The organism is Paenibacillus sp. FSL R7-0048 (assembly GCF_038004505.1).
GTDB classification, from domain to species: Bacteria; Bacillota; Bacilli; order Paenibacillales; family Paenibacillaceae; genus Paenibacillus_AQ; species Paenibacillus_AQ odorifer.
Genome location: NZ_JBBORF010000001.1, coordinates 756554 through 781684, shown reverse-complemented (window position 1 = coordinate 781684; position 25131 = coordinate 756554). Strand labels below are relative to the sequence as shown.

General features: G+C 47.6%; 18 protein-coding genes, 3 rRNA genes and 1 riboswitch. Of the genes, 2 read left to right on the top strand and 19 right to left on the bottom strand.

Going from position 1 to position 25131, the window contains the following annotated elements:
- Positions 1-220: 220 nt before the first annotated feature.
- From purF to NSQ91_RS03330, 12 genes are all read right to left on the bottom strand, one after another.
- Positions 221-1717 (bottom strand): amidophosphoribosyltransferase, encoded by a 1497-nt coding sequence (purF, locus tag NSQ91_RS03385; RefSeq protein ID WP_036680905.1) that lies wholly within the window; start codon positions 1715-1717, stop codon positions 221-223.
- Positions 1702-3948 carry a phosphoribosylformylglycinamidine synthase subunit PurL gene (purL, locus tag NSQ91_RS03380; protein ID WP_340916400.1) on the bottom strand — a complete coding sequence of 749 codons (2247 nt, stop codon included), beginning with the start codon at positions 3946-3948 and terminating at the stop codon, positions 1702-1704. The genes purF and purL overlap by 16 nt, the downstream gene beginning before the upstream one ends.
- Complete coding sequence (purQ, locus tag NSQ91_RS03375; RefSeq protein WP_340394985.1) at positions 3926-4615, bottom strand: phosphoribosylformylglycinamidine synthase subunit PurQ; 690 nt, start codon at positions 4613-4615, stop codon at positions 3926-3928. Before purQ ends, purL begins: the two co-directional genes overlap by 23 nt.
- Before the next feature lie 5 nt (positions 4616-4620).
- Positions 4621-4866 (bottom strand): phosphoribosylformylglycinamidine synthase subunit PurS, encoded by a 246-nt coding sequence (gene purS, locus NSQ91_RS03370; protein WP_036680912.1) that lies wholly within the window; start codon positions 4864-4866, stop codon positions 4621-4623.
- Positions 4867-4991: 125 nt separating this feature from the next.
- The gene (locus NSQ91_RS03365) at positions 4992-5882 is read right to left on the bottom strand and encodes a phosphoribosylaminoimidazolesuccinocarboxamide synthase (protein ID WP_076279486.1); all 891 of its coding nucleotides are present in this window, start codon (positions 5880-5882) and stop codon (positions 4992-4994) included.
- A gap of 487 nt (positions 5883-6369) precedes the next feature.
- The gene (gene purB / locus NSQ91_RS03360; RefSeq protein ID WP_036680917.1) at positions 6370-7665 is read right to left on the bottom strand and encodes an adenylosuccinate lyase; all 1296 of its coding nucleotides are present in this window, start codon (positions 7663-7665) and stop codon (positions 6370-6372) included.
- 5 nt (positions 7666-7670) lie between these two features.
- Positions 7671-8903: a 5-(carboxyamino)imidazole ribonucleotide synthase gene (purK, locus tag NSQ91_RS03355; RefSeq protein WP_340916398.1), complete on the bottom strand. Its 1233-nt coding sequence runs from the start codon at positions 8901-8903 to the stop codon at positions 7671-7673.
- Positions 8900-9385, bottom strand: coding sequence for a 5-(carboxyamino)imidazole ribonucleotide mutase (gene purE, locus NSQ91_RS03350; protein WP_036680920.1), 486 nt, complete (start codon positions 9383-9385; stop codon positions 8900-8902). Before purE ends, purK begins: the two co-directional genes overlap by 4 nt.
- A gap of 305 nt (positions 9386-9690) precedes the next feature.
- Positions 9691-9792, bottom strand: a riboswitch (purine riboswitch).
- 233 nt (positions 9793-10025) lie between these two features.
- Positions 10026-10460: a universal stress protein gene (locus NSQ91_RS03345; RefSeq protein WP_036680923.1), complete on the bottom strand. Its 435-nt coding sequence runs from the start codon at positions 10458-10460 to the stop codon at positions 10026-10028.
- A 40-nt stretch (positions 10461-10500) separates the two neighbouring features.
- Positions 10501-10764, bottom strand: a complete 264-nt coding sequence (locus NSQ91_RS03340; RefSeq protein ID WP_036680925.1) for a DUF1294 domain-containing protein — start codon at positions 10762-10764, stop codon at positions 10501-10503.
- 112 nt (positions 10765-10876) lie between these two features.
- Positions 10877-12079, bottom strand: a complete 1203-nt coding sequence (locus tag NSQ91_RS03335; protein WP_340916396.1) for an MFS transporter — start codon at positions 12077-12079, stop codon at positions 10877-10879.
- A 161-nt stretch (positions 12080-12240) separates the two neighbouring features.
- Positions 12241-14376 carry a DNA topoisomerase III gene (locus tag NSQ91_RS03330; protein ID WP_340916395.1) on the bottom strand — a complete coding sequence of 712 codons (2136 nt, stop codon included), beginning with the start codon at positions 14374-14376 and terminating at the stop codon, positions 12241-12243.
- Positions 14377-14503: 127 nt separating this feature from the next.
- Between NSQ91_RS03330 and tsaA the strand changes: the two genes are divergently transcribed.
- Together tsaA and NSQ91_RS03320 are read left to right on the top strand one after the other, a co-directional pair.
- Entirely contained in the window at positions 14504-14950 is a 447-nt protein-coding gene (gene tsaA / locus NSQ91_RS03325) for a tRNA (N6-threonylcarbamoyladenosine(37)-N6)-methyltransferase TrmO (protein WP_340916393.1), read from the top strand.
- A 50-nt stretch (positions 14951-15000) separates the two neighbouring features.
- The gene (locus NSQ91_RS03320) at positions 15001-15918 is read left to right on the top strand and encodes an AraC family transcriptional regulator (protein ID WP_339246281.1); all 918 of its coding nucleotides are present in this window, start codon (positions 15001-15003) and stop codon (positions 15916-15918) included.
- Positions 15919-16024: 106 nt separating this feature from the next.
- Here the strand turns inward: NSQ91_RS03320 and NSQ91_RS03315 are convergent, their stop codons facing one another.
- From NSQ91_RS03315 to NSQ91_RS03285, 7 genes are all read right to left on the bottom strand, one after another.
- A complete protein-coding gene (locus tag NSQ91_RS03315; protein WP_076128451.1) occupies positions 16025-17212 on the bottom strand; it encodes a DUF4179 domain-containing protein in 1188 nt (395 codons plus the stop codon).
- Positions 17187-17774: an RNA polymerase sigma factor gene (locus tag NSQ91_RS03310; protein ID WP_076128449.1), complete on the bottom strand. Its 588-nt coding sequence runs from the start codon at positions 17772-17774 to the stop codon at positions 17187-17189. The genes NSQ91_RS03315 and NSQ91_RS03310 overlap by 26 nt, the downstream gene beginning before the upstream one ends.
- A 196-nt stretch (positions 17775-17970) precedes the next feature.
- Positions 17971-18723 (bottom strand): acyl-[acyl-carrier-protein] thioesterase, encoded by a 753-nt coding sequence (locus NSQ91_RS03305; RefSeq protein ID WP_340916390.1) that lies wholly within the window; start codon positions 18721-18723, stop codon positions 17971-17973.
- Between the two features lie 238 nt (positions 18724-18961).
- Positions 18962-19078, bottom strand: a 5S ribosomal RNA gene (gene rrf / locus NSQ91_RS03300).
- Between the two features lie 127 nt (positions 19079-19205).
- A 23S ribosomal RNA gene (locus NSQ91_RS03295) occupies positions 19206-22131 on the bottom strand.
- 262 nt (positions 22132-22393) lie between these two features.
- Positions 22394-23951, bottom strand: a 16S ribosomal RNA gene (locus NSQ91_RS03290).
- The 16S, 23S and 5S rRNA genes sit together here, the layout of an rRNA operon.
- A gap of 367 nt (positions 23952-24318) precedes the next feature.
- Complete coding sequence (locus NSQ91_RS03285; RefSeq protein ID WP_038568647.1) at positions 24319-25128, bottom strand: transglutaminase-like domain-containing protein; 810 nt, start codon at positions 25126-25128, stop codon at positions 24319-24321.
- Between the last annotated feature and the right edge of the window lie 3 nt (positions 25129-25131).

Sequence of the window (25131 nt, the reverse complement as noted above, 5' to 3'; positions counted from 1 at the left end):
CAGAGGGAAGCTTGGCGAGCCAGTCCCAGCGGCGGATGCAGCCGGGGGGGCGGAGCGCCGTAAAGCGTGTCCCGTCCGTGCGCAGCACACAGGGACAAAGCGAGCACTCGTACCCAAGTCTAATTAGCAAGTTATAACCTAACTCCTACCGCCGAGCTTTCGGGTGCCGGAGGGCAGAGCCCTTCGGAATCCCCCTTTGAAAGGGGGACTTAGGGGGATGTCAACACGAGCAGCCATCTTTCTCTGCCCCGCCAAAATCCACCTGCGTCGGGTAATCATTATCAAAGCAAGAAAGGCAAAGTCCGCCTTTGTAGTCATCTTTGTTGTGTCCACCAATGGAAGAGATTAAGCCTTCCGGCGACAAAAATGCCAGGGAATCGGCGTTGATCTCTTCGCACATTTCCTCAATGGTCTTGTAGGACGCGATGAGGTCGCGGCGGTCTGGTGTATCAATGCCGTAGAAGCAAGGATTCTTGAACGGCGGCGAAGTAATCCGCACATGCACTTCAACAGCTCCCGCTTCCCGAAGCAGATTGACGATTCGGCGTGAGGTCGTGCCACGAACGATGGAATCATCGATCATAACGACACGTTTGCCATCAACTACACTGCGCACGGCGCTCAGCTTCATCTTCACACCTTGCTCACGCAGTTCTTGGCTCGGCTGGATGAAGGTCCGTCCAGTGTACTTATTCTTAATGAGCCCAAGCTCATAAGGAATTCCCGTTTGCTCGGCATACCCGATAGCTGCTGAAATACTGGAATCCGGCACACCGGTTACGAGATCAGCATCGACAAAAGCTTCCAGTGCCATGCGGCTACCCATCCGCTTACGGGCGGAGTGCAGGTTAGAGCCGTTCATATCACTGTCTGGGCGTGAGAAGTAAATATACTCCATCGCGCACAGCGCTTTACGTTTGGGTTCGGTAAAACGGTCCTCCAAGAGACCGTTTTTGTCGAGGACTAGCAGTTCGCCCGGCTCAATATCACGAACCAGCTGTGCCCCAATGACCTCTAATGCGCAGGACTCGGAAGCAAAAATATACGCTTCACCAATCCGTCCCATCACTAGCGGACGCAAGCCATGGGAATCTGAAGCGACAATTAACTTATCATTTGTCATAAGCAGAAAAGCAAACCCGCCAACGAGCTGCTGCAGCGCATCTTTTGCCGCCTCAACAAAATCCTTTGGCGAACGGGCAATCAGATGCGCCAGCACTTCTGTATCACTCGTAGTTTGAAAGATCGACCCGCTTTGCTCCAGCTGTTTGCGGATCAACGGTTCATTTACTATGTTGCCGTTCGTAGCAATTGCCAAATCGCCGTCACGATATTTAAATACCAGCGGCTGCGCATTGGTTAAACGGCTGTCTCCACTAGTGGAATAACGTACATGCCCAATGGACATGTCTCCAACCAATGAGGCAATTTTGTCCTTGTCGAATACTTCTTTTACTAACCCCATCCCGCGGTGATAGTTGAAATCGCGGCCGTCTGCTACGCAGATTCCCGCACTTTCTTCTCCACGGTGTTGTAAGGCGTGTAAGCCGTAATAAGACATGGACGCCGCTTCCGGGTGTCCGAAGACCCCGAAAACGCCGCATTCTTCTTTTAATGTGTCAAAAATATCTCCCGAGCCCGTTCCTTCATTGTAAAAGTCACCAGTCCACAGGATAGGAGTCTCCTGCTCTTTCCCGGTCTTTATTTCATAAGACATGGAATAGCATCCTCCCAAACGAATTTCAATTCTGCTACAGCTTCATCTAGTGCGGACACGCCGTCCAGATTTACGCGCAGTCTGTCTCCACCTACAGTTCCGATGATTTCCACGGGAACACCGCTGGCTGCAATCGCTGCTTTCAGCTCTTCCGCACGTTCAGGAGCGGCTGTCAGCACAATGCGTGATTGGCTTTCGCTAAACAATGCTACATCAGATCTAAGACCGTTAGCTGAAAGTTCAACGTTCGCTCCGATTCCGCCGCTGATACAGCTCTCTGCAAGCGCTACGGCAAGTCCACCTTCGGACAAGTCATGTGCGGAACGCACCAGAACGCCACGAATTGAGGTAAGGACTGCGTTCAGCAGTTTTTTCTCAGTAGCCAAATCCAAAGCCGGAGGACGACCTTCGGTCACACCATGAACAGCATATTGGAATTCACTGCCGCCCAGCTCAGCCTTGGTCACTCCCAGCAGAAGAATGGAATCGCCTTCTTGCTTGAACCCTTGAGTCGTAATATGATCCGTGTCCGCTACTAAACCAACCATGCCGACAACCGGCGTTGGATAGATGGAACCCGTAGTATTTTCGTTATAAAGACTGACATTACCACCGATAACCGGAGTATCCAGCACACGACATGCTTCAGCCATACCATCAACCGCACGCTCCATTTGCCAGAACACATCAGGCTTCTCAGGATTTCCAAAGTTCAGATTATCCGTAATAGCCAGCGGTTCAGCACCGGAACAAACGATGTTACGTGCCGCTTCGCTGACTGCAATACGTCCACCCACTTCAGGATCAAGATGAACATAACGGCCATTACAGTCTGTAGTCATCGCAAGTCCTTTACGAGTACCATGAATGGTAACTACAGCCGCGTCAGATCCAGGACGTACAGCTGTGCTCGTCCGCACCATGTAATCGTATTGATTGTATACCCATGCTTTACTTGCTACGGTTGGTGATCCAAGTACTGTACGCAATGCACCGCCCAGATCCGTAACTTCCTCGTAACGAAGGGTATCTACCTTTTCATTCGCAATATAATAAGCAGGAACCTCAGAAGGTTTGTTATATACTGGGCACTCATCCACGAGCGCCGTTACTGGCATGTCACCAACAACCTCGCCGTGATGATACAATTTCAAGCGGCCATCATCCGTAACTTTACCGACTTTACAGCAGATAACACCCCAGCGGTCAAAAATCTCTTGTGCCTGGGCCTCATCCTTCGGCTCAACGACGAACAACATCCGTTCTTGTGATTCTGAAAGCATCATTTCGTAAGGCGTCATGCCCTCTTCACGTTGTGGCACCTGATCAAGATACAGCTCCAGACCATTGCCTGCTTTACTTGCCATCTCCGCACTAGAGCATGTAAGGCCAGCTGCACCCATATCCTGAATCCCGATAACGATGCCGCTGTCGATCAGTTCTAGACAAGATTCCATTACGAGCTTTTCCATAAATGGATCGCCGACCTGTACAGCGGTACGTTTAGCTTCTGATTCCTCACTAAGCTCTACCGATGCAAAAGTAGCACCATGAATTCCATCACGTCCTGTAGGAGGGCCTACATAGAAGACAGGGTTGCCTACACCCTTAGCTACACCACGTTGGATTTTGTCATGATCGATCAGACCCACACACATTGCGTTAACTAGCGGATTGCCGTCATAGCTATCATCAAACATGATTTCGCCGCCAACCGTTGGAATCCCGATACAGTTACCATAACCAGCAATACCAGACACTACATGTTCGAACAAATACTTCACTCGATCACTTTCCAGCTTCCCGAAACGTAGTGAATTGAGGATTGCGATAGGTCTGGAGCCCATGGAGAAAATATCACGAATGATCCCGCCCACACCCGTTGCCGCACCTTGGAAAGGTTCTACCGCTGAAGGGTGGTTATGACTTTCGATTTTGAAAACAACCGCTTGGTTGTCACCGATATCTACAATCCCTGCGCCCTCGCCAGGTCCCATCAGGACACGTGGTCCGGAAATTGGGAAACGTTTCAGGAGGGGTTTGGAGTTCTTATAGGCACAGTGCTCGGACCACATTACGCTGAATACGCCGATTTCAGTGTAGTTCGGCAAACGTCCCATAAAAGACTTGATCAGCTCATATTCGCTGTCCGACACACCGAACTGGCTGTAAATTTTCTGCTCCGCAATCTGTTCTGCGGTCGGTTCCTTAACGGATACTTGCTGCGTCATGACGATCCCTCCAAGTCTTCAGTATGGATGTAAACATTCTTTTGCCGTCTTCTGAACCAAGTAAACTATTAGCCGCGCGCTCAGGGTGAGGCATCATGCCAACCACATTCCCTTGTACGTTACTAACACCCGCAATATCGGCTACGGAGCCATTAGGATTATCGCTATAGGTAAAAATAATCTGATTGTTAGCTTTCAGCTCTGCCAAAGTCTCGTCATCACAGTAGTAGTTGCCTTCACCGTGTGCGATTGGGATGATGATTTCTTCATCTTTAGCATAGTCAATAGTAAATGGGGTTTCATTATTAACAACCTTAAGCACTGTATCGTGACAGCGGAACTTCATCGACATGTTGCGGCGAAGCGCACCTGGCAGCAAACCAGCCTCAGTAAGAATTTGGAACCCATTGCAAATGCCTAGCACGTATTTCCCTTGCTCTGCTGCTTTAGCAACTTCCGCCATAACAGGAGCAAATCTCGAAATCGCGCCACAGCGCAGGTAATCACCATATGAGAATCCGCCTGGAACCAAAATGCAATCATACGCCGACAAATCCGTCGCTGTATGCCACACATAATCGACTGGTTCGCCGAGACTGTCCTCTACCGCCTTGTAGCAATCAATATCACAGTTGGAGCCTGGGAAGACAAGTACAGCAAATTTCATGTCGTTTAGTCCTCCAATTCGTAGCGGTAATCCTCGATCACCGTGTTGGCAAGTAGCTTTTCGCACATTTCCTTGAGACGAACTTCCGCTTCAGCACGGTTATCCGTATCCAAAGTCAGCTCCATATATTTCCCGATACGCAAGCTTTCAACTTCTTGGAAGCCTACCGAATGAAGTGCTCCTTGTACTGCTACCCCTTGTGGATCAAGAACGCTTTTCTTTATGGTGACATATACCGTCGCTTTTAACATATGCTTGTAGTTCCTCCTAAATTTTAATGAGCATACCCTTTGAAACTGAAAATTCTACAATGAGTACATTTAGCTTCAAAAATATATACTGAATTTATTCCCATGAGTGCACACACTATGTTGAACTATAAAGACTTGCCAGTAAGACGATGATAAATGTCCAGATAACGCCGTGTAGTTTCTTCTACTACTTCCAGTGGGAGCGGATCAGGTTTACTATTCTTGTCCCAGGAAGATGCCGATAGATACGTACGAACAGGCTCTTTATCCATACTATCAATTTCAATATCAAGCGCGTATTTATCCTTAGCCCAGAAGCGGGAAGCATCCGGTGTAAAAATCTCATCGATCAGAATCACCTTACCGTCCAACAAGCCGAATTCGAATTTGCAGTCCGCAAGAATGATCCCACGCTCAGCACAATATTCTCTAGCAAAAGCGAACAGCTTTAAGCTCTTTTCCTGCAGCTCAAGCGCCAGATCAGCTCCGATTAATTCCTGCATTTTCTCAAACGGAATATCCTCATCGTGACCTACATCATTTTTAGCCGCAGGAGTAAAAATCGGTTCTGCCAGCAGCGCGTTTTTGCGGAGGTTAGCAGGAAGTTCAATACCATTTACCTTGCCGGTTTCTTGATACTGTCTCCAGCCGCCGCCAGTGATGCATCCACGCACTACGCATTCGATATCAATACGCTCAGCTTTGCGTACCACCATGACACGGTTTCTGAGAGCCTCTTTGTCCTTAACTACGTCGCCGAGCAGATCCACATCGATATGAACGACATGATTCTCCATCAGCTCTTTAGTCTGTCCGAACCAGAACGCGCTCAGACGGTTAAGCACATTGCCCTTTTCAGGGACTGCCGGGTCCAGCACATAGTCAAAAGCAGATATCCGATCTGTAACTACGATCAGTACATTTTCCCCTAAATCGTATAGCTCACGAACCTTCCCTTTGTAGAGCAGCGGCGCATTGATGAGTTCCACGGCTGTGGATACGGCCGATGATGTCATGACCTTTCCTCCCTTGAACTAATGATCTTCCTAAGTTGGGCTGGTCTAGGAGGAAGCACTTCCGAGGAATGTTTGGACTTCCGATCGCTGTTATCCTCAGATTTCTTGATTTGAACCGCTTCTCGCGGTAGAAATCCGAGGATAAAGGCGAACGCTACGCTTCTACAGTTCCAAACTTCCTCTACAGTGCTCCCCCATCCAGCTTTGCATTTATTAAAGCGTTCCTTAGTTCACCACTAACTTATCTTTTTTAGAGTCTCAAAGGCGTAACTACAAGAAATGTTTGGACTTCTGATCGCTGTTATCCTCAGATTTCCTGATTGAACCACTGCCAGTGGTAGAAATCCGAGAATAAAGGCGAACGCTAACGCTTCTACAGCTCCAAAATTTCTCTCCGTTCCTTATCGACCAGTTGCATTTCAATTCTGCACAACCTTAACCGCTCGTACTATTCCTAGCTCCTTAGTTCACCACTAACTTATCTTTCTTAGATAAGTTCTAGCTTGCGGAAGATGGTATCCACATGCTTAAGGTGCCAAGAAGGGTTAAATGCATCTTCAATCTCTTCTGGGGTGAGGACATTAGTGATTTCAGGTGTAGCTTCCACGATATCACGGAACTGCTTTTGCTCTTCCCAAGCTTGCATCGCACGTGGTTGAACAGTGTCGTATGCTTGCTCGCGGCTGAAGCCTTTATCAATCAGCTTGGTTAAGATCCGGCCAGAGAAAGGAACGCCGAAGGTACGGTTCATGTTACGCTTCATATTCTCTGGGAATACAGTCAGGTTCTTCACGATGTTTCCGAAACGGTTCAGCATGTAGTTCAGCAGCATCGTTGCATCCGGAAGGATGATACGCTCCACTGAAGAGTGCGAGATATCGCGTTCATGCCAGAGCGGCACGTTCTCGTAAGCTGTAACCATATGTCCGCGAATCACGCGGGACAGACCGGAAATATTCTCGCAGCCAATAGGATTCCGTTTATGCGGCATAGCAGATGAACCCTTTTGACCTTTGGCAAAAGCTTCTTCTACTTCGCGAATCTCACTCTTTTGCAGAGCGCGGATTTCGGTAGCGAATTTGTCTAGCGAGGTTGCTACCAGAGCAAGAGCTGCCATATATTCAGCGTGACGGTCGCGCTGTAGAGTTTGTGTCGAGATCGGTGCAGGGCTTGTACCCAGCTTACGGCAGACAAATTCTTCTACGAATGGATCGATGTTGGCATACGTACCAACGGCTCCGGAGATTTTGCCAAATTGCACACCGTTCGCAGCATGGCGGAAACGCTCCAGGTTACGTTTCATTTCTTCGTACCACAATGCCATTTTCAGACCAAAAGTAGTTGGCTCAGCATGAACCCCATGTGTACGGCCCATCATCGGTGTATCTTTATAAGCAATAGCTTTATCTTTAAGGATCTCAATGAAGTTAATAATATCCTTCTCTAGAATCTCATTCGCTTGACGCAACAAGTAACCCAGTGCTGTATCCACCACATCTGTGGAAGTAAGGCCGTAGTGTACCCATTTGCGTTCTGCGCCAAGGCTTTCGGAAACCGCACGAGTAAAGGCGATTACGTCATGACGTGTTTCCTGTTCGATTTCATCAATACGTGCGATGTCGAATTTAGCATCCTTACGCAGCTTAGCAGCGTCTTCATGTGGGATGACTCCCAGCTCCGCCCATGCTTCACAAGCGCATATTTCCACTTCCAGCCACGCTTTGAATTTATTCTCCTCAGTCCAAATGGCCCGCATCTCGGGTCTGCTGTAACGTTCGATCATATTCTTTAGTTCCTCCAAAGTTTAGATTGCTCCACCCAGGATAGGCCGTCTCCGGTATCCTTGCACAGCAGATTGATATGACCCATCTTACGACCAGTCTTACTCTCAGTCTTGCCATATATATGAAGCTTAGGTACAATACCCAGCTTATTATCTTTTTCCTCATGTGTACAGGTCGCTTTAATCGCACCATCCAAATGCTGACCTAATACATTTACCATAACTACAGGTGTCAAAAGCGTTGTATCGCCCAGCGGCAGATTACAAATCGCCCGGACATGCTGCTCGAACTGTGAGGTCACGCAAGCATCCATGGTGTAATGGCCGGAATTATGCGGTCTTGGTGCCAGCTCATTAACGAACAATTCACCGTCCGCTGTGACGAACAATTCCACGGCAAGCAGTCCAACCGCATTCAGGCCTGCGATTAAAGTCTCAGCCAGCTCGCAAGCTCTGCGCTGAATGTCCGCTGACACTCTTGCAGGCACAATGGACAGATGCAAAATATTGTTTACATGAATGTTCTCAGAAGGCGGGAAGCTTTTGACCTCCCCAGATGCACTACGTGCAGCAACAACGGATATTTCGCATTGAAAAGCTACAAACTTCTCAAGCACTAGCTCCGGAATCACCTTACCGGGTGCAACCTGCCGAAAAGCTTTATCCAGCTCTTCTTCCTGACGAATCACAGCTTGACCCTTGCCGTCATAACCGCCTGTGGCTGTCTTGAGCACACAAGGTAGTCCAAGTTCAGCCGCCACCTCTTTTAGCTCCGCAAGGCTGTCCACCTTCCGGTACGGGGCGACCGGAACGCCCGCCGCCTCGATGGCGGCTTTTTCGCGCAGCCGATGCTGCGTGGTATACAGCAACGCGCTGCCCTGCGGCACGTACGATTCTTCCGCCAGCAGCGCTGCTACGCCCGCGTCGACGTTCTCGAACTCGTACGTGATGACGTCCGAGCGGCGGGCCAGCTCCCGCGCCGCGTCCCGGTCGTTATACGCCGCCGTAATCTGCGGCGTAACTTGACCGCTCGGCGCATCCGGCGCAGGATCCAGCGCCACGAAGCGGTACCCCATGGCGCTGCCGGCCAGCGCCATCATGCGCCCGAGCTGCCCGCCGCCGAGCACGCCGACGGTCGAGCCGGGCAGCAGCGTCCGGACGGTGTCTGCACCGGACGCTTGTGCAGCTGGCGAAGCTGCGCCGCCAGCCTCCTGCAGCTTCAGCTCCTCCGGCCTCATAAGCTGTCGCTGCTTTCCAATACTTCATCGCGAATCGCATCCCGACGCAGCTGCACACGCTGCTGCACTTCGGGGTCGAACGCTCCGATGATCTGTGCGGCCAGCAGGCCCGCATTTACAGCGCCTGCTTTACCAATAGCTACCGTTGCTACCGGTATGCCTCCAGGCATCTGCACGATGGAGAGCAGCGAGTCCAGCCCATTAAGTGCTTTCGACTGCACGGGCACTCCAATCACTGGCAGGATTGTCTTTGCAGCCACCATACCCGGCAAATGCGCGGCGCCGCCTGCTCCTGCAATAATCACGCGAATGCCGCGGCCTGCGGCTTCCTCCGCATAGCGGAACATCAAGTCCGGTGTACGGTGCGCGGATACTACCTTCTTCTCATAAGACAATCCCAGCTCTTCCAGCACCCCACAAGCGTGCTCCATCGTATCCCAATCCGACTTACTACCCATGATGACAGCTACCTGCACAGACATGATTCGACCTACCTTCCAATCACTAGTATGAGATATCTTTATCTTGTAAATCCGAACAAACAGAGACTACATTCTCGTCCTTCAGGGATGACTATCGTTTTCCTTAATAGTATAAGGTTGATGTATTATGTGTAACTTATTCCTTATATTAAAAAAGCCCGATGTCCAGACGCATTTTGCTGCGGGAGGATCGGACTAGTAAAGGAATTAGGAAAAAACACTCCCGCTTGCCTCTCACCAAACTGGCATTAAGCGCGGAAAGCTGCACAATGCATCACTCCATTATCTGGACTGCATTATCGCATTCTAGCATCCTATTTCCTCGTAGTCCGGTAATTTACGGTTCCCGGGTAGAAACTTCCGGGCCATATTCCCGGTTTTATACGAGCTCTTCATGACATCAGTTTAACAATCCCCTACACATGATGTCAACTCAAACACGAACATTGGTAAAATCACCATAATAAATGTTCGCTTTTGGGCGGATTTGAATTCTCAATAACCTTATATTTTGTGAAGAAAGACTTCTTTCCGTACACTCCTAACTCTAATACTCTATGATGTTTAAGCTCCAGAATACGACCTGTACTTCCTTAAATTGAAAAAAAGGAACGCTATCAGCGTCCCTTTGAACTCTATATTATTTTACAACCAGCACTGGAATACGAGCGCTTTGTACTACATTATGGCTGACACTGCCCAGAACAAATTCACGTATACCGCCAAGCCCGCGGCTGCCGATAACTATGATGTCTATAGCATTTTCCTTAGCATATTTCAAAATCACTTCCGCAGGAGATCCTTGTAAAAGCTCAACCTCAGCATTCAGGCCTTCAGCCTCAAGACGTCCCTTCACTTCTTCTGTAGTCTGCACCGCCAAATCATAATATTCTTTATTTACTGAAGCTGGTAGTGGTGCAAGAGCTTCTCCGATAAAAAATCTTGGGAATTCAAATGCGTGTACGACATGCAATATAGAACCTGGTGTGACTTTAGCGAGTTCAATTGCGCGCTCCAATGCTTGATTAGAAGCCTTTGAACCGTCATAGGCTAGCAAAATTTTAGAGAATAACATGTACGCCACCTCTTTTTCTAGTTTGTAATCCTAAAGACTATTATCTTAAAAAATAGCTGTACAAAAAGATATTCAGCAGCAGCAGAAGCGGAATTCCGATCCTGAAGGATGTATGACGCGTCTTGTGGCGCTTACGGTACATGGCAATCAGCACACCTAGTGCACCGCCCATGGCTGCCAGCAGAAAAAGTGTTTTCTCAGGTACACGTTCTCGCCTTTTGCGGGCTTTGTTCTTGTCCTCGGACATCACTACATACCCGATTATATTAATTACCACAAACCACAACATTACAACCTTGACCATTCTCCCGGGCTCCTCCTCCTTGCTTCCTATCTCTATTATATTCCCCTTTTGCACAAAAAACCAATCATCCTTACACGCTCTGCCAAGTCTGTTAAGTTTCTTTTAGCTGCTTCTACTTCATATCCTTCATCCATACCCAGGATAAAATTGTAGCCAACGCCGCCGCAATCCCACCTAACCAGAATCCTCCGGTCAAGCCATATACAGAGCTCATCCAACCTGCTACGAATGGCCCTGCTGACATCCCTATCGCATAAACGGCCTGATAGAAACCCATAGCTGTAGCCCGTTTAAAGGGATCTATTTCTGATACGGATTTACTCAACAGCAGCGGAAAAATAAGTCCCTGCATAAAACCATTCCCCACCTGAGTCAGACAAAGCGCCGCTAACGTCGGCATAGAAGGAATGAGCAGCGTAAACAGTGCGCTTCCCGCAAAGCCTAGCATAAGCTTCCCTCTATCACCCAGCAGCCCTCCAAACAGACGTGAGCCGTAGAGCGTTGCGATGGCATGCGGAATCATAAAAGCGAGTGTTAGCCAGCCCAAGCTTTCTTTGCTTGCTCCGATATTCAGCGCCTGGTTCGGAGTATATCCGAACATTGTTATAAATAGCACACAGTGTGCCAGCACAGACAACAGTGATACTTTTACCAGCAAAGGTTCCTTTACGACACCAGCCAGCTCCTTGATCTGTATGGCATTTTGCCGTTTTTCCTGCTTTTGTTCCGGTAACCGAAGCGCAAGTATTAGTGCCGCAATAGCTACAATTCCCCCAATCAGGAAGGGGGCATTCCAGCCCCAATGCTCTACCATATAGCCGCTGATCATCATGCTGGTCAATTGGGCGATTACTGTAGTGAATTGCAGCATGCCCATCGCTTTTCCAGCTTCCTCTTTTGGAAAATATCCTGCGAACATCACAGAGTACACAACCCATGCCGATGCTGCTATCCCGGATACCGCACGTGCTGCCAACGCCCAACCCGGCTGTGCTCCCCACATAAAAAGAAAACAGCTGACTCCACTCGCAATCAATCCCAGATAGATAAACGGCCGCCGCCTATTTAAATAATCTGAACCGATGCCAATGGGTATACGGAATAGGATCTGCATTAACCCATATATCCCAAGCACCATGCCCACCATAAAATACGATGCTCCCAAATGCTCAACATATGGTGAAAGCACCGGCACATAAATATAAGAAGAGAACCAAAACATAAATACAATAACCAAAAAGAAAAACCTGCTGCTTCCTTGCCCCTGTGGGCGATCTGCCGCTTTCAACGGATTCGCCTGCTGCTCAGCTGCCACCTAATCACCTGCTCCACTCATTTGCTTTCCATTCTAATTCAAAGCCTATCCGTAGACCACATAAACTTACTAGGATAGAAAAAAGACTACTGAGCACACTCAGCAGCCTTCATTATTCTAATCATTCGTTTTAATTGAAGCTAACCATCCGATGATTCCTACTACTTATCCTTCTTTTGTCCTTCAAGCGCTGCTTTCAGCAGTTCCCCAAGGTTAGAACCTATGCTTTCCTGCTTACTGTATTGCTGCACCAGCTTTTGCTGTTCACGTTTATTAACATGCTTGTGATCCTTATCTAAGGTCTCTGTGATTCCACAGCCTAGACATTGTACGAACATGCCTGCTTTACCCTCTTTAAGCTCCATTTTCTTATGGCACTGTGGGCAGCGGCGATTCGATAGTCTTTTCTCACCTGCACGGGTGTAACCACAGTTATCTGCAGGACACACCAGTAGCTTACCTCGTTTGCTCTTCTTCTCGAGTAGTCTTGTACCGCATTCCGGACAATGACTGTTAGAGACATTATGCGGCTTATATTCTGCTCCGCTAGTTTTCACACCTGTTACCAATTCCTGTGCCATACCGCGGATACCTTGTAAAAAGAGCTCCGGTTTGCCTTGACCACGCGCTATTTTCTCCAGCTCAGCTTCCCAACGTGCGGTTAGATCCGGGGTTCGTAGCTGAGTGGATACCAGCTCGATTAACTGCTTGCCTTTTCCTGTCGGATGCAGGAGATTACCTTGCCGCTCAATCGTATCGGAGCTTACCAGCTTCTCAATAATATCCGCGCGTGTAGCCGGGGTTCCGAGGCCGTGCTTCTCCATTTGCGTCAACAGCGAAGCTTCATTATAACGCTTCGGTGGCTGCGTTCGGCCAGCACGCAACATACAGCGGCCAATCGTGACAGTAGCCCCTTCGCGCAGCTCAGGCAGCTTTACACTGCCCGCTGCCGGCTCGTCCGCAGATTCCTCCTCGTCATCACTACTCATATCTCCGCCGTATACTTCGCGCCAGCCGGCATCTTTTACTGTCGTCCCTTTGACATGGAAGCTTTCGCCTTCCACATTGACGGTTACAGCTACCGCATCATAACGAGCTGGCGGATAGAACAAGCTTATAAAACGCCGCACAATCAGATCATACAACTTACGTTCTTCAGTACTCAGACCATTTAACAATACGGTCTGTTCTGTAGGAATAATAGCGTGGTGATCACTGACTTTACTGTCATCCACGATTCGCTTCGTAATCGGCAGCTGCTTGCGCAGCAATGGACGTGCTAACGCTGCATATGGACCGACCGCAACACTATCCAGTCTTTCCTTGAGTGTGCCCGTCATATCTGAAGTTAAGTAACGACTGTCCGTACGCGGGTATGTGACAAGTTTATGCTGCTCATATAACCGCTGCAGCACACTGGAGGTCTGCTTCGCGGAGAAGCCGAACTTCCGGTTCGCATCACGCTGCAGTTCAGTCAGATCATAAGCCAGTGGATGAGGTTCACTTTTCTCACTCTTCTGTACCTTAATAATACGGCCGCTGCGTCCTGTAAGCTTATCCTTTAAGCTGGCTGTCTTATCTTTTTCGAATATTCGAACATTACCGTTACTGGCCCGCCATGCCGCTTGGAAATCCCCAAAATCAGCAGTCAGCGTCTCAAAATCGACGGAACGGAAACCCGTAATCTCCTGTTCACGATCCATGATCATCCCTAATGTCGGCGTTTGTACCCGTCCTGCTGAGAGCGGCGAACCGAACTTACAGGTCAAAGCTCTTGTGACATTCAGTCCAATCATCCAATCCGCCTCTGCGCGGCACCGTGCAGATTCATACAACCGATCAAATTCCCGGCCCGGACGGAGTTTTGCAAATCCCTCTTTAATTGCCTTATCAGTCTGCGAGGATATCCATAACCGCCGGAATGGCTTTTTCCACCCTGCCATATTCATAATCCAACGAGCCAGCAGCTCCCCTTCACGGGCAGCATCTGTAGCAACAATAAGCTCCTCAATGTCCTGACGCTTCATTAGATGCTGGACAGCTTTGTATTGCTGATTGGTCTCCCGCAGCACCTTCAGCTTAGTCTTCTCCGGCAAAATCGGCAGATCCTCCAAGGCCCAAGTTGCAAACTTTTTATTATAATCCTCTGGCTCTGCCAGGCCGACCAAATGACCCAGCGCCCAGGTAACCACATATTTTGGACCTTCAATATAACTCTTCTGTTTATTATTACATCCCATGACCCGTGCAATCTCGCGTGCAACAGACGGCTTCTCCGCCAATACTAATGTCTTCATAATGCTCCCCTTTCCACATCAAATTTCATTATAGCATTAAATGAATGTTAGCAAATATCGTCAGGCTTTACCGTATGCCTCTGTTATACACTAGATCATATCTGATACCCGAAAGGAGTCATAGTCAATGAATGAACAAGAAAGCTATAATATATTATCTATAGGATCGGTTAGAGGTACAGCACATAATTTGCGGCTTGAAATCAACCCGGAATTCAGACCAGCGCTTAAAGGTTTATCTCAGTTTAGTCATTGCCAAGTGCTTTGGTGGCTGCATGAGTTTGCAGAGGATCATTTCCGGCAGACTACACAGATTCAGCCTCCTTATGATGCGACCTTAACTGGAGTATCCGCTTCCCGTTCCCCTATTCGCCCTAATCCGATTGGGCTAAGTGTAGCAGCAATCCTGTCTGTCGATGTAGACTCTGGAATAGTAGAGGTGGCCGGGCTTGATGCCTATCCGGGCACACCGGTTCTCGACATCAAAGCCTATTTTCCTAGTGCAGATCGCGTAATGGAAGTGACAGTTCCCGATTGGGCTGCTGTTTGGGGCGACTGGACAGCAAATCATTGAAGTAATCGTGCTAGACACCATTTCTATTAACTGTTATGGGAGGACATCTCTTGAACAATCGCCAACTAATCATTCAAGCCTTAGATCTCATTGAGGATCGCTTAACCACGTTTCTTCCTGTAGCTGTCCTCTCCAAAGAAATGGGATACTCCCTTTATCATTTCACCCGTCTATTTCAAGCAGTCACTGGGATAGCACCCGGCGACTATATAGCCAGACGCAAAATCACTGAAGCAGCCTTAGACATTCATCGAATGCCAGAACGTTCACTCCAGGACATCTCATTAGACTATAACTTTAGTAACTATGAGACCTTTACCCGTGCCTTCAAAAGAATGCTGCACACGACTCCCTCTCTTGTTCGAAAAAGACTTACTGAAACGAAACTCCCTTTGCTCCCTAGACTATATGAACAGGATCTACTTCAAGTCCTTTCTGATAGTGATCTCTCCCCCCAGCTCGTTGATTTCGGAGAAATTATACTTCAAGGACCCGTAGTTAAAGTAGACCTAGATTTCTCCGTCATTTCTGATACTTGGCCTTTGCTTTTCAATAAGGTAGCCACTATATCGGATAGAATACAGCCTGAAAAATATTATCAGCTTGGCTTCTGGCCAGATGACTATGAGAGTAATGGGTTTTCGATCATGTGTGCCTGCGAGCTTAGTCCTATAAAAGCAGACCACAATCAGACTTTCCCCCTTCAGATCTTACCACCCATACGTTATCTGAAATTCATCCATAAAGGCCGCTCTTGTGATATCCCTTCTACCTATAAATATATCTACGGAATCTGGCTGCCGAAAACAGAATACAGGATGTCCATTCCATTTGAATTAGAATATTATGGTGAATTGTACCATGGACCAGATAACGAAAACTCGGTGAGTGAAATCTACATTCCGTTAGAATTTTTACAAATAGAGACTACATTGTCGTCTTTTATAGATGACAACCGTTACTCTTAGAAATATAAAGATATTATAGTTGTGTAGCTTATAAATTCTTATCTTTTAATAAAAAGCCCGTATCTGCTATGCAGACACGGGCTTTTTTTGCTTATGGGATTAATAGTTACTTTTGCTCCACCTGAATCGTTTGTTCAAGCTCCGGATAATAATGTTTAACTTGTTTTCCTTCTTCATCCCTTAATGCTTTATGATTTTCATCAATGGAGTAAGTAAACGGCTTAACTGTAATTGTCTTTGGTGTTTGCGCGAACGGTATGAAATCTTTATCTACCAAAGGATAGACTATAGCTGGCAAGTTAAATGACCCACCCGATGAGAACGCATTACCTAGTTCATCAACAATTTCATAGAACATTTCAGAGGTTGTGTATCCATCCTTTTCTTTCACAGTTGGCGCTTTACCTTCTTCGCTGAGCTGTAATCTGCTTGTGGCTGGAGTTAATTCCAGCTTGGTAATCGTATAACTGAATTCTTCTGCCTCTTTTGTTTGGTTCAGATCAAGCTTGATAATTCCTTCCGTTACTTTTTTCACCGGCACCTTGATTACAAAAGGCTCTGCAATTTGTGTAACCGGCACACTGATGCTTAATTCAAATTCATCCCCCAAAGCCTCTATATTATTTAGATTTCTGTAATCGTATAAAATAGCATTCTTTTTTCCCTCAACATCACCAAAAGATGACATTTGGCTCTCCAGTTTTTTCCCATTCGGCAATTTCACTTCTGCTGAACCCAACAACCCTTTTTCGGACTGGTTCATTGTCACTTTCGCATGTTGTTCTGTTAGCGATGGATCGAACTCAATCGGTTCAATAATCATCTCAGCCATCATCTTATCATTATCAATGCCTTCCCGTTCAATCGCAAAAGCCAACCGCGAGCCGTCATAATAGGCATCGGTAACCTTTAAGGTCACTCCATCATGGGTAACACTTTGGTTAGGGGCAGTAGATAATCCTTTTTCCTCAGCAGCATTTAGACCTTTATCGTCAATCCCCTTAAAAATACTTCCTACAACAGGAATCTGCTTCAATGTTTCAGCCATGACCGGGGATACAAATCCGCTACCGATTATCCCCGCACCCAACACTGCTGCTGCCGAGGCAGCCACCAATGATTTTTTCAGAAACTTATTTCCATTCTTTCTTGACGCTCGTTTTTCCATTCCCTCGTCTCCTATCCGCTTCATAATTGAATCGCTGAAACTGTCTACCGGCATTTCATGATTTTGGAATGTTTGACGAATGTGCTCCATCTTCTGACTTTCAGTTCGATCTTGCCATTTCTCCATGAGGGCTGCCTCCTTCATTCATTCTTTGCCGGACTAACTTTTTGCGTAGACGTTCAAATTTCTTGCGTAAAGTAGCTGAATTACAATCCATAATCTGACCCATTTCTTCAAAGCTGTACTGCTCAACCACCTTAAGAATCAGGAGATTGCTCTCTTCGGCTGTCAGGTCATCCATAAATAACTTCTGCAATGGCTCCTCATCGTTAGGATTATAATAGGCTTTGGGCTGCTGCTCTTTATATAGCGACAACAGACGGTTTCTTCGCTTGCGTTTGCGAACCTGATCCAGACAATGATGATAAGCCACTTTATACAGCCATGCACTAAAAGAGACTCGTTTCTCATAACGTCTGAGTTCCTGATACACTTTTACAAATATATCTTGCACAGCATCCTCTGCTTCTTCATGACTTCTCAAAATATAATAGCAATACGTATAAATCTTTCTTTCATAGGCTTGTATTATAGTTCTATAGGCTTCGCGGTTACCCGCAAGAACCTGATCGATAGCCTCTTCAATTATTGTTTGATTCACTTGGACCCCGGGGCTGCGACGTTCCAAAGAATCACCTCCTTGTTATTGACTACAACTATATAACGAATGTGATCCCTTGAATTGTGACAGGCTCAAAAAAATTTTCCAAATATGTTAGAAACATCATCCGTTTTCAATAAAAAAAGCGACTGCCCCGATTGATTTTCGGAGAAATCGCTTTTATAATAATATTCCATATTTATAAATCACTTACTTATTCGTACTATTGGACACTTTTTAACGCTATACATGCTTCAAAATATACAGTATCACTATTCTGACCGCGTACATATATACCATCATCCGTTACAGCTGAACGTAAAATAGTCAGTTCATCCCCAAACTTAGCTTCTTGTAGATAAGTAATCCGGAAGCGTGTGAACTCTGCATTATCCCATTCCGCTAAAGTGAGTGCATCACAACATAAATCCCCGTATCGGGCATTATTCAAATGTCCGTTGCTATCCAGCCCACTATATCTTACCTGATACCGATAAGCTTCTTCCATGGTAATATCAGAAGGGATCGCTACCTTAACAGGCATATCGCCTACTGAATCGCCATTATAGTGTTTAACCTGAACTGGAAGAGCGTTCGGTCTAAGTATCTTTCTCTTCTCAATATCTACTAAAGCCCATATAGATCGTGCTGTAGCGATTTCTATATGATCTGCATCGAAAATACGATAATCCCGTTGCCACAGTGCCCCTTTAGTGCCTTTGCTCCAGGTATGTACGCTAAGCACATCATTCGGGCGGGGAATACGCTTAAAATCAAGATCTAACGTAATCATCATCCAGCCCATTCCTGCATTCAGAATTTCTTCCACACTTATCCCCAAATTACCCACTGCGAAGTCTGCCGCACATTGCATGATATCCAGAACAAAGGATAACTTACCCTGCGAACGATAATCCGTGTCGCTCGCATGTACAGAAAAATCTTCTATCCACACAAGATTGCTACTGTTGTCCATTGTTTATCCTCCTGCCATGCAAAATATCCTTGCATTTACTTGAAGTATCCACATATACCACTGCTCTATCCACATAAATTGGGGACTACTTTCATTTTTGAATATATTTTATTATTTCATCCACATGTTAGTAACTTTTATAATTTCGTTAATTCCCCATAACTTATCCACATTTTTAAAATTAAGCGGTAAAGGGAACAAAAAAGCCATTGTTGATAAATCAACAATGGCTTCGTGTGCTTGGCAACGTCCTACTCTCCCAGGACCCTTCGGTCCAAGTACCATCGGCGCTGGAGGGCTTAACGGTCGTGTTCGGGATGGGTACGCGTGGAACCCCTCCGCTATCGCCACCAAACATGCGTCTGTGAAACAGACGCTGCCGCGTGAAATTCAGTTCATCACAGAAGTGACAATGAATTTCTAAGCGTGTTACAGGCTTGATGCCTGAAAACTGAATCCGAAACGAATCTGCATTCTAACTATAGGATAAGCCCTCGACCGATTAGTATTGGTCAGCTCCATGCATTGCTGCACTTCCACCTCCAACCTATCTACCTCGTCGTCTTCAAGGGGTCTTACTAATTGGGAAATCTCATCTTGAGGGGGGCTTCACGCTTAGATGCTTTCAGCGCTTATCCCGTCCGTACGTAGCTACCCAGCCATGCTCCTGGCGGAACAACTGGTGCACCAGCGGTACGTCCATCCCGGTCCTCTCGTACTAAGGACAGCTCCTCTCAAATTTCCTGCGCCCACGACAGATAGGGACCGAACTGTCTCACGACGTTCTGAACCCAGCTCGCGTACCGCTTTAATGGGCGAACAGCCCAACCCTTGGGACCTACTTCAGCCCCAGGATGCGATGAGCCGACATCGAGGTGCCAAACCTCCCCGTCGATGTGGACTCTTGGGGGAGATAAGCCTGTTATCCCCAGGGTAGCTTTTATCCGTTGAGCGATGGCCCTTCCATGCGGTACCACCGGATCACTAAGTCCGACTTTCGTCCCTGCTCGACTTGTAGGTCTCGCAGTCAAGCTCCCTTATGCCTTTGCACTCTGCGAATGATTTCCAACCATTCTGAGGGAACCTTGGAACGCCTCCGTTACTCTTTAGGAGGCGACCGCCCCAGTCAAACTGCCCGCCTGACACGGTCCCCGTACCCGGTAAGGGTACTAGGTTAGAACCTAGATACGATCAGGGTGGTATCCCAACGGCGCCTCCACCGAAGCTTGCGCTCCGATTTCTACGGCTCCCACCTATCCTGTACAGATCGTACCCAAATTCAATATCAAGCTGCAGTAAAGCTCCATGGGGTCTTTCCGTCTTGTCGCGGGTAACCTGCATCTTCACAGGTATTAAAATTTCACCGGATCTCTCGTTGAGACAGCGCCCAAGTCGTTACGCCATTCGTGCGGGTCAGAATTTACCTGACAAGGAATTTCGCTACCTTAGGACCGTTATAGTTACGGCCGCCGTTTACTGGGGCTTCGGTTCATAGCTTCGGGTTACCCCTAACCACTCCCCTTAACCTTCCAGCACCGGGCAGGCGTCAGCCCGTATACTTCGCCTTGCGGCTTCGCACAGACCTGTGTTTTTGCTAAACAGTCGCTTGGGCCTTTTCACTGCGGCCCCCTCGTGCTATTCACACTACCGGGGCACCCCTTCTCCCGAAGTTACGGGGTCATTTTGCCGAGTTCCTTAACGAGAGTTCTTCCGCGCGCCTTAGAATTCTCTTCTCGCCTACCTGTGTCGGTTTGCGGTACGGGCACCTTCTCCTGGCTAGAGGCTTTTCTTGGCAGTGTGAGATCATGACCTTCGCTACTACAATTTTCGCTCCCCATCACAGCCCAGCCTTAATGATGTGCGGATTTGCCTACACATCAGCCTCACTGCTTAGACGGACATCCATCAGTCCGCGTCACTACCCTCCTGCGTCACCCCATCGCTCATAGCGGATTACGGTGGTACAGTAATTTCAAACTGTTGTCCTTCGACTACGCCTTTCGGCCTCGCCTTAGGTCCCGACTTACCCTGAGCGGACGAGCCTTCCTCAGGAAACCTTGGGCTTTCGGCGGATCAGATTCTCACTGATCTTTTCGTTACTCATACCGGCATTCTCACTTGTGTAGTGTCCAGCGCTCTTTTCAGTACACCTTCAACCCCTACACAACGCTCCCCTACCCCAGATGCAAAGCATCTAGCCATAGCTTCGGTGGTGTGTTTAGCCCCGTTACATTTTCGGCGCAGAGTCACTCGACCAGTGAGCTATTACGCACTCTTTCAATGGTGGCTGCTTCTAAGCCAACATCCTGGTTGTCTGTGCAACTCCACATCCTTTCCCACTTAACACACACTTGGGGACCTTAGCTGATGGTCTGGGCTGTTTCCCTTTTGACAATGGATCTTAGCACTCACTGTCTGACTCCCGGCAATAAGTATATGGCATTCGGAGTTTGACTGAGCTTGGTAATCCTTGCGGACCCCGCACCCAATCAGTGCTCTACCTCCACTACTCTTATACCGAGGCTAGCCCTAAAGCTATTTCGGGGAGAACCAGCTATCTCCGAGTTCGATTGGAATTTCTCCGCTACCCCCACCTCATCCCCGCACTTTTCAACGTACGTGGGTTCGGGCCTCCAGTGCGTGTTACCGCACCTTCACCCTGGACAGGGGTAGATCACACGGTTTCGGGTCTACGTCCACATACTAATTCGCCCTATTCAGACTCGCTTTCGCTGCGGCTCCACCTTCTCGGCTTAACCTTGCATGTTAAACGTAACTCGCCGGTTCATTCTACAAAAGGCACGCCATCACCCATTAATAGGGCTCTGACTTTTTGTAAGCACACGGTTTCAGGTTCTATTTCACTCCCCTTCCGGGGTGCTTTTCACCTTTCCCTCACGGTACTGTTTCACTATCGGTCGCCAGGTAGTATTTAGCCTTAGCAGATGGTCCTGCTGGATTCATACGGGGTTTCACGTGCCCCGCACTACTCGGGATCCGTCTCGGAGAGAATACAGTTTAGGTTACAGGGCTTTTACCTCTATCGCGGGCCTTTCCAGACCTCTTCACCTACCATATTCCTTTGTAACTCCATGTGAGACGTCCCACAACCCCTAAGAGCAAGCTCTTAGGTTTAGGCTGTTCCGCGTTCGCTCGCCGCTACTGACGGAATCACTATTGTTTTCTCTTCCTCAGGGTACTTAGATGTTTCAGTTCCCCTGGTCTGCCTCTACATTTCCTATGTATTCAGAAATGAGTAACTGCGAATTACCACAGCTGGGTTTCCCCATTCGGACACCCCCGGATCAAAGCTTGCTTACAGCTCCCCGAGGCAGTTTCGTTGTTCGCCACGTCCTTCGTCGGCTCCTGGCGCCTAGGCATCCTCCGTGTGCTCTTATTAGCTTAACCTTGATTCTTCCGCAGGAAAATATCATACGATGACATTCTCTTTGGAATCATCTCACTAATAACATTTACTTGTTTGCACAAGTTGCTAAAAGATGTTCTAAAACGCAAATTCGTTTCGGTATCCAGTTTTCAAGGATCAAGTCTTACTTGAGAGCTTAAACTCTCAAAACTGAGCAACGAGTGAGTAACAGGCCTAAACCTGAGTTTTGGAAGCTTAGCTTCCGATTTGAATGTTCTCATTGCAGAGAACGATTCTCCATAGAAAGGAGGTGATCCAGCCGCACCTTCCGATACGGCTACCTTGTTACGACTTCACCCCAATCATCTACCCCACCTTCGGCGGCTGGCTCCCTTGCGGGTTACCCCACCGACTTCGGGTGTTGTAAACTCTCGTGGTGTGACGGGCGGTGTGTACAAGACCCGGGAACGTATTCACCGCGGCATGCTGATCCGCGATTACTAGCAATTCCGACTTCATGCAGGCGAGTTGCAGCCTGCAATCCGAACTGAGACCGGCTTTGATGGGATTGGCTCCACCTCGCGGCTTCGCTTCCCGTTGTACCGGCCATTGTAGTACGTGTGTAGCCCAGGTCATAAGGGGCATGATGATTTGACGTCATCCCCACCTTCCTCCGGTTTGTCACCGGCAGTCACTCTAGAGTGCCCAGCATTACCTGCTGGCAACTAAAGTTAAGGGTTGCGCTCGTTGCGGGACTTAACCCAACATCTCACGACACGAGCTGACGACAACCATGCACCACCTGTCTCCTCTGTCCCGAAGGCCGCTGCTATCTCTAGCAGATTCAGAGGGATGTCAAGACCTGGTAAGGTTCTTCGCGTTGCTTCGAATTAAACCACATACTCCACTGCTTGTGCGGGTCCCCGTCAATTCCTTTGAGTTTCAGTCTTGCGACCGTACTCCCCAGGCGGAGTGCTTACTGTGTTAACTTCGGCACCAAGGGTATCGAAACCCCTAACACCTAGCACTCATCGTTTACGGCGTGGACTACCAGGGTATCTAATCCTGTTTGCTCCCCACGCTTTCGCGCCTCAGCGTCAGTTACAGCCCAGAAAGTCGCCTTCGCCACTGGTGTTCCTCCACATATCTACGCATTTCACCGCTACACGTGGAATTCCACTTTCCTCTTCTGTACTCAAGCCACCCAGTTTCCAGTGCGACCTCAGGTTGAGCCCAAGGTTTAAACACCAGACTTAAATAGCCGCCTGCGCGCGCTTTACGCCCAATAATTCCGGACAACGCTTGCCCCCTACGTATTACCGCGGCTGCTGGCACGTAGTTAGCCGGGGCTTTCTTCTCAGGTACCGTCACTCCGGTAGCAGTTACTCTACCGGACGTTCTTCCCTGGCAACAGAGCTTTACGATCCGAAAACCTTCATCACTCACGCGGCGTTGCTCCGTCAGGCTTTCGCCCATTGCGGAAGATTCCCTACTGCTGCCTCCCGTAGGAGTCTGGGCCGTGTCTCAGTCCCAGTGTGGCCGTTCACCCTCTCAGGTCGGCTACGCATCGTCGCCTTGGTGGGCCGTTACCCCACCAACTAGCTAATGCGCCGCAGGCCCATCCCTCAGTGACAGATTGCTCCGTCTTTCATTCTTCTCTCAGGAGAAAAAAGAAATTATCCGGTATTAGCTACCGTTTCCGGTAGTTATCCCAGTCTGAAGGGCAGGTTGCCTACGTGTTACTCACCCGTCCGCCGCTAAGTTATTTTGAAAGCAAGCTTTCAAAATAACTCCGCTCGACTTGCATGTATTAGGCACGCCGCCAGCGTTCGTCCTGAGCCAGGATCAAACTCTCCAATTAGTATTGAAAAGAGCGATATGCTCATTTTGAAACATCTGACGAGAAAATTAATTCTCTAATTTTGGATTTCACTTACGTGATTTCCTACTCACTCGTTGTTCAGTTTTCAAAGATCAAGTTCTCGTTGGCGCCGTTTAATGTCTCAGCAGCAACTCTTATAATATATCATGTTGTTTTCAGAAATGCAAGCTTTATTTTTCGAAGCTTTTTATCAGCCTCGTCTATATCGCCTGTACGCTGTCTAACAACGCTTACCTATAATACCCCAACTATTAATAGAAAAGCAACCCCTAATATAAAAATAAACAACTGGCTTAATAATTAAGCCAGTTGTTTATTTAATAGAGTTATGTTTCTAGCGACGAACTTAATAGTATTTTGCCGCAGTATATTTGCTTGAGGCTTTAATTAAATCGGTTTTCTTATCACTCTTTGCAAGTCCTGCATCCACTGTAGTATCAATGGTAACCCACTTCCCATTAAGCAACACTTCGTTCCATGCATGATATTGCGTAACGTAGCTTGTATTTCCCATTACCAACTTAGCAGGAACATCTACACTCCGCAGCATTGCGGCAAAAAGAGAAGCGTAATCATAGCAAATCCCTTTTTTAGTAGTCAATGTCTTATCGATGCTTGGAATATAATCAGTAGTTACACTATTAGCAAGAGAGTAATCATATTGTACATTCGCAACTACATAGTTATAGATCGCTTTAACTTTCTCTTCGTCTGTTGTTTTGCCTTGTACTAATTGTTTAGCTTTGACAATCGCTTTATCAGAAGAACTCCATTTCACATTCTGTACGGAGCCCAAATATACGGAATTCGAATCACTCATGGTTACGTCTACTACTTCGGAATATAACGCTTTGTATTTATTGCCGGTTGTATTCTCCAGAACAGAAACCTTATAAGTCCCATTTCCTTGTTGCAAAGGGAAGTCCTCAGCTTGTCCAGAAGCATACAAGTTATATGTATAGCTGCTGTTATCTTTGGTGATCATGAGTTTGATTCTTTTATCTTTCGGAATATCATAGTTAATACCAATAACACCTTGAGCCACTTTGGATGTAATCAACCAGCTGGCATCTGCACTTGCAGCTTGAGCTGTACTTACCGGAACTGAAGTCATTAGGACGAACAACGCCACCAGCATAAAATAAACCTTTTTCACGGA

Bases quoted from the DNA above. Each gene is read 5' to 3' on its own strand.
- purF (WP_036680905.1), bottom strand. From the start codon at position 1,717: ATGTCTTATGAAATAAAGACCGGGAAAGAGCAGGAGACTCCTATCCTG.
- purL (WP_340916400.1), bottom strand. From the start codon at position 3,948: ATGACGCAGCAAGTATCCGTTAAGGAACCGACCGCAGAACAGATTGCG.
- purQ (WP_340394985.1), bottom strand. From the start codon at position 4,615: ATGAAATTTGCTGTACTTGTCTTCCCAGGCTCCAACTGTGATATTGAT.
- purS (WP_036680912.1), bottom strand. From the start codon at position 4,866: ATGTTAAAAGCGACGGTATATGTCACCATAAAGAAAAGCGTTCTTGAT.
- NSQ91_RS03365 (WP_076279486.1), bottom strand. From the start codon at position 5,882: ATGACATCATCGGCCGTATCCACAGCCGTGGAACTCATCAATGCGCCG.
- purB (WP_036680917.1), bottom strand. From the start codon at position 7,665: ATGATCGAACGTTACAGCAGACCCGAGATGCGGGCCATTTGGACTGAG.
- purK (WP_340916398.1), bottom strand. From the start codon at position 8,903: ATGAGGCCGGAGGAGCTGAAGCTGCAGGAGGCTGGCGGCGCAGCTTCG.
- purE (WP_036680920.1), bottom strand. From the start codon at position 9,385: ATGTCTGTGCAGGTAGCTGTCATCATGGGTAGTAAGTCGGATTGGGAT.
- NSQ91_RS03345 (WP_036680923.1), bottom strand. From the start codon at position 10,460: ATGTTATTCTCTAAAATTTTGCTAGCCTATGACGGTTCAAAGGCTTCT.
- NSQ91_RS03340 (WP_036680925.1), bottom strand. From the start codon at position 10,764: ATGGTCAAGGTTGTAATGTTGTGGTTTGTGGTAATTAATATAATCGGG.
- NSQ91_RS03330 (WP_340916395.1), bottom strand. From the start codon at position 14,376: ATGAAGACATTAGTATTGGCGGAGAAGCCGTCTGTTGCACGCGAGATT.
- tsaA (WP_340916393.1), top strand. From the start codon at position 14,504: ATGAATGAACAAGAAAGCTATAATATATTATCTATAGGATCGGTTAGA.
- NSQ91_RS03315 (WP_076128451.1), bottom strand. From the start codon at position 17,212: ATGGAGAAATGGCAAGATCGAACTGAAAGTCAGAAGATGGAGCACATT.
- NSQ91_RS03305 (WP_340916390.1), bottom strand. From the start codon at position 18,723: ATGGACAACAGTAGCAATCTTGTGTGGATAGAAGATTTTTCTGTACAT.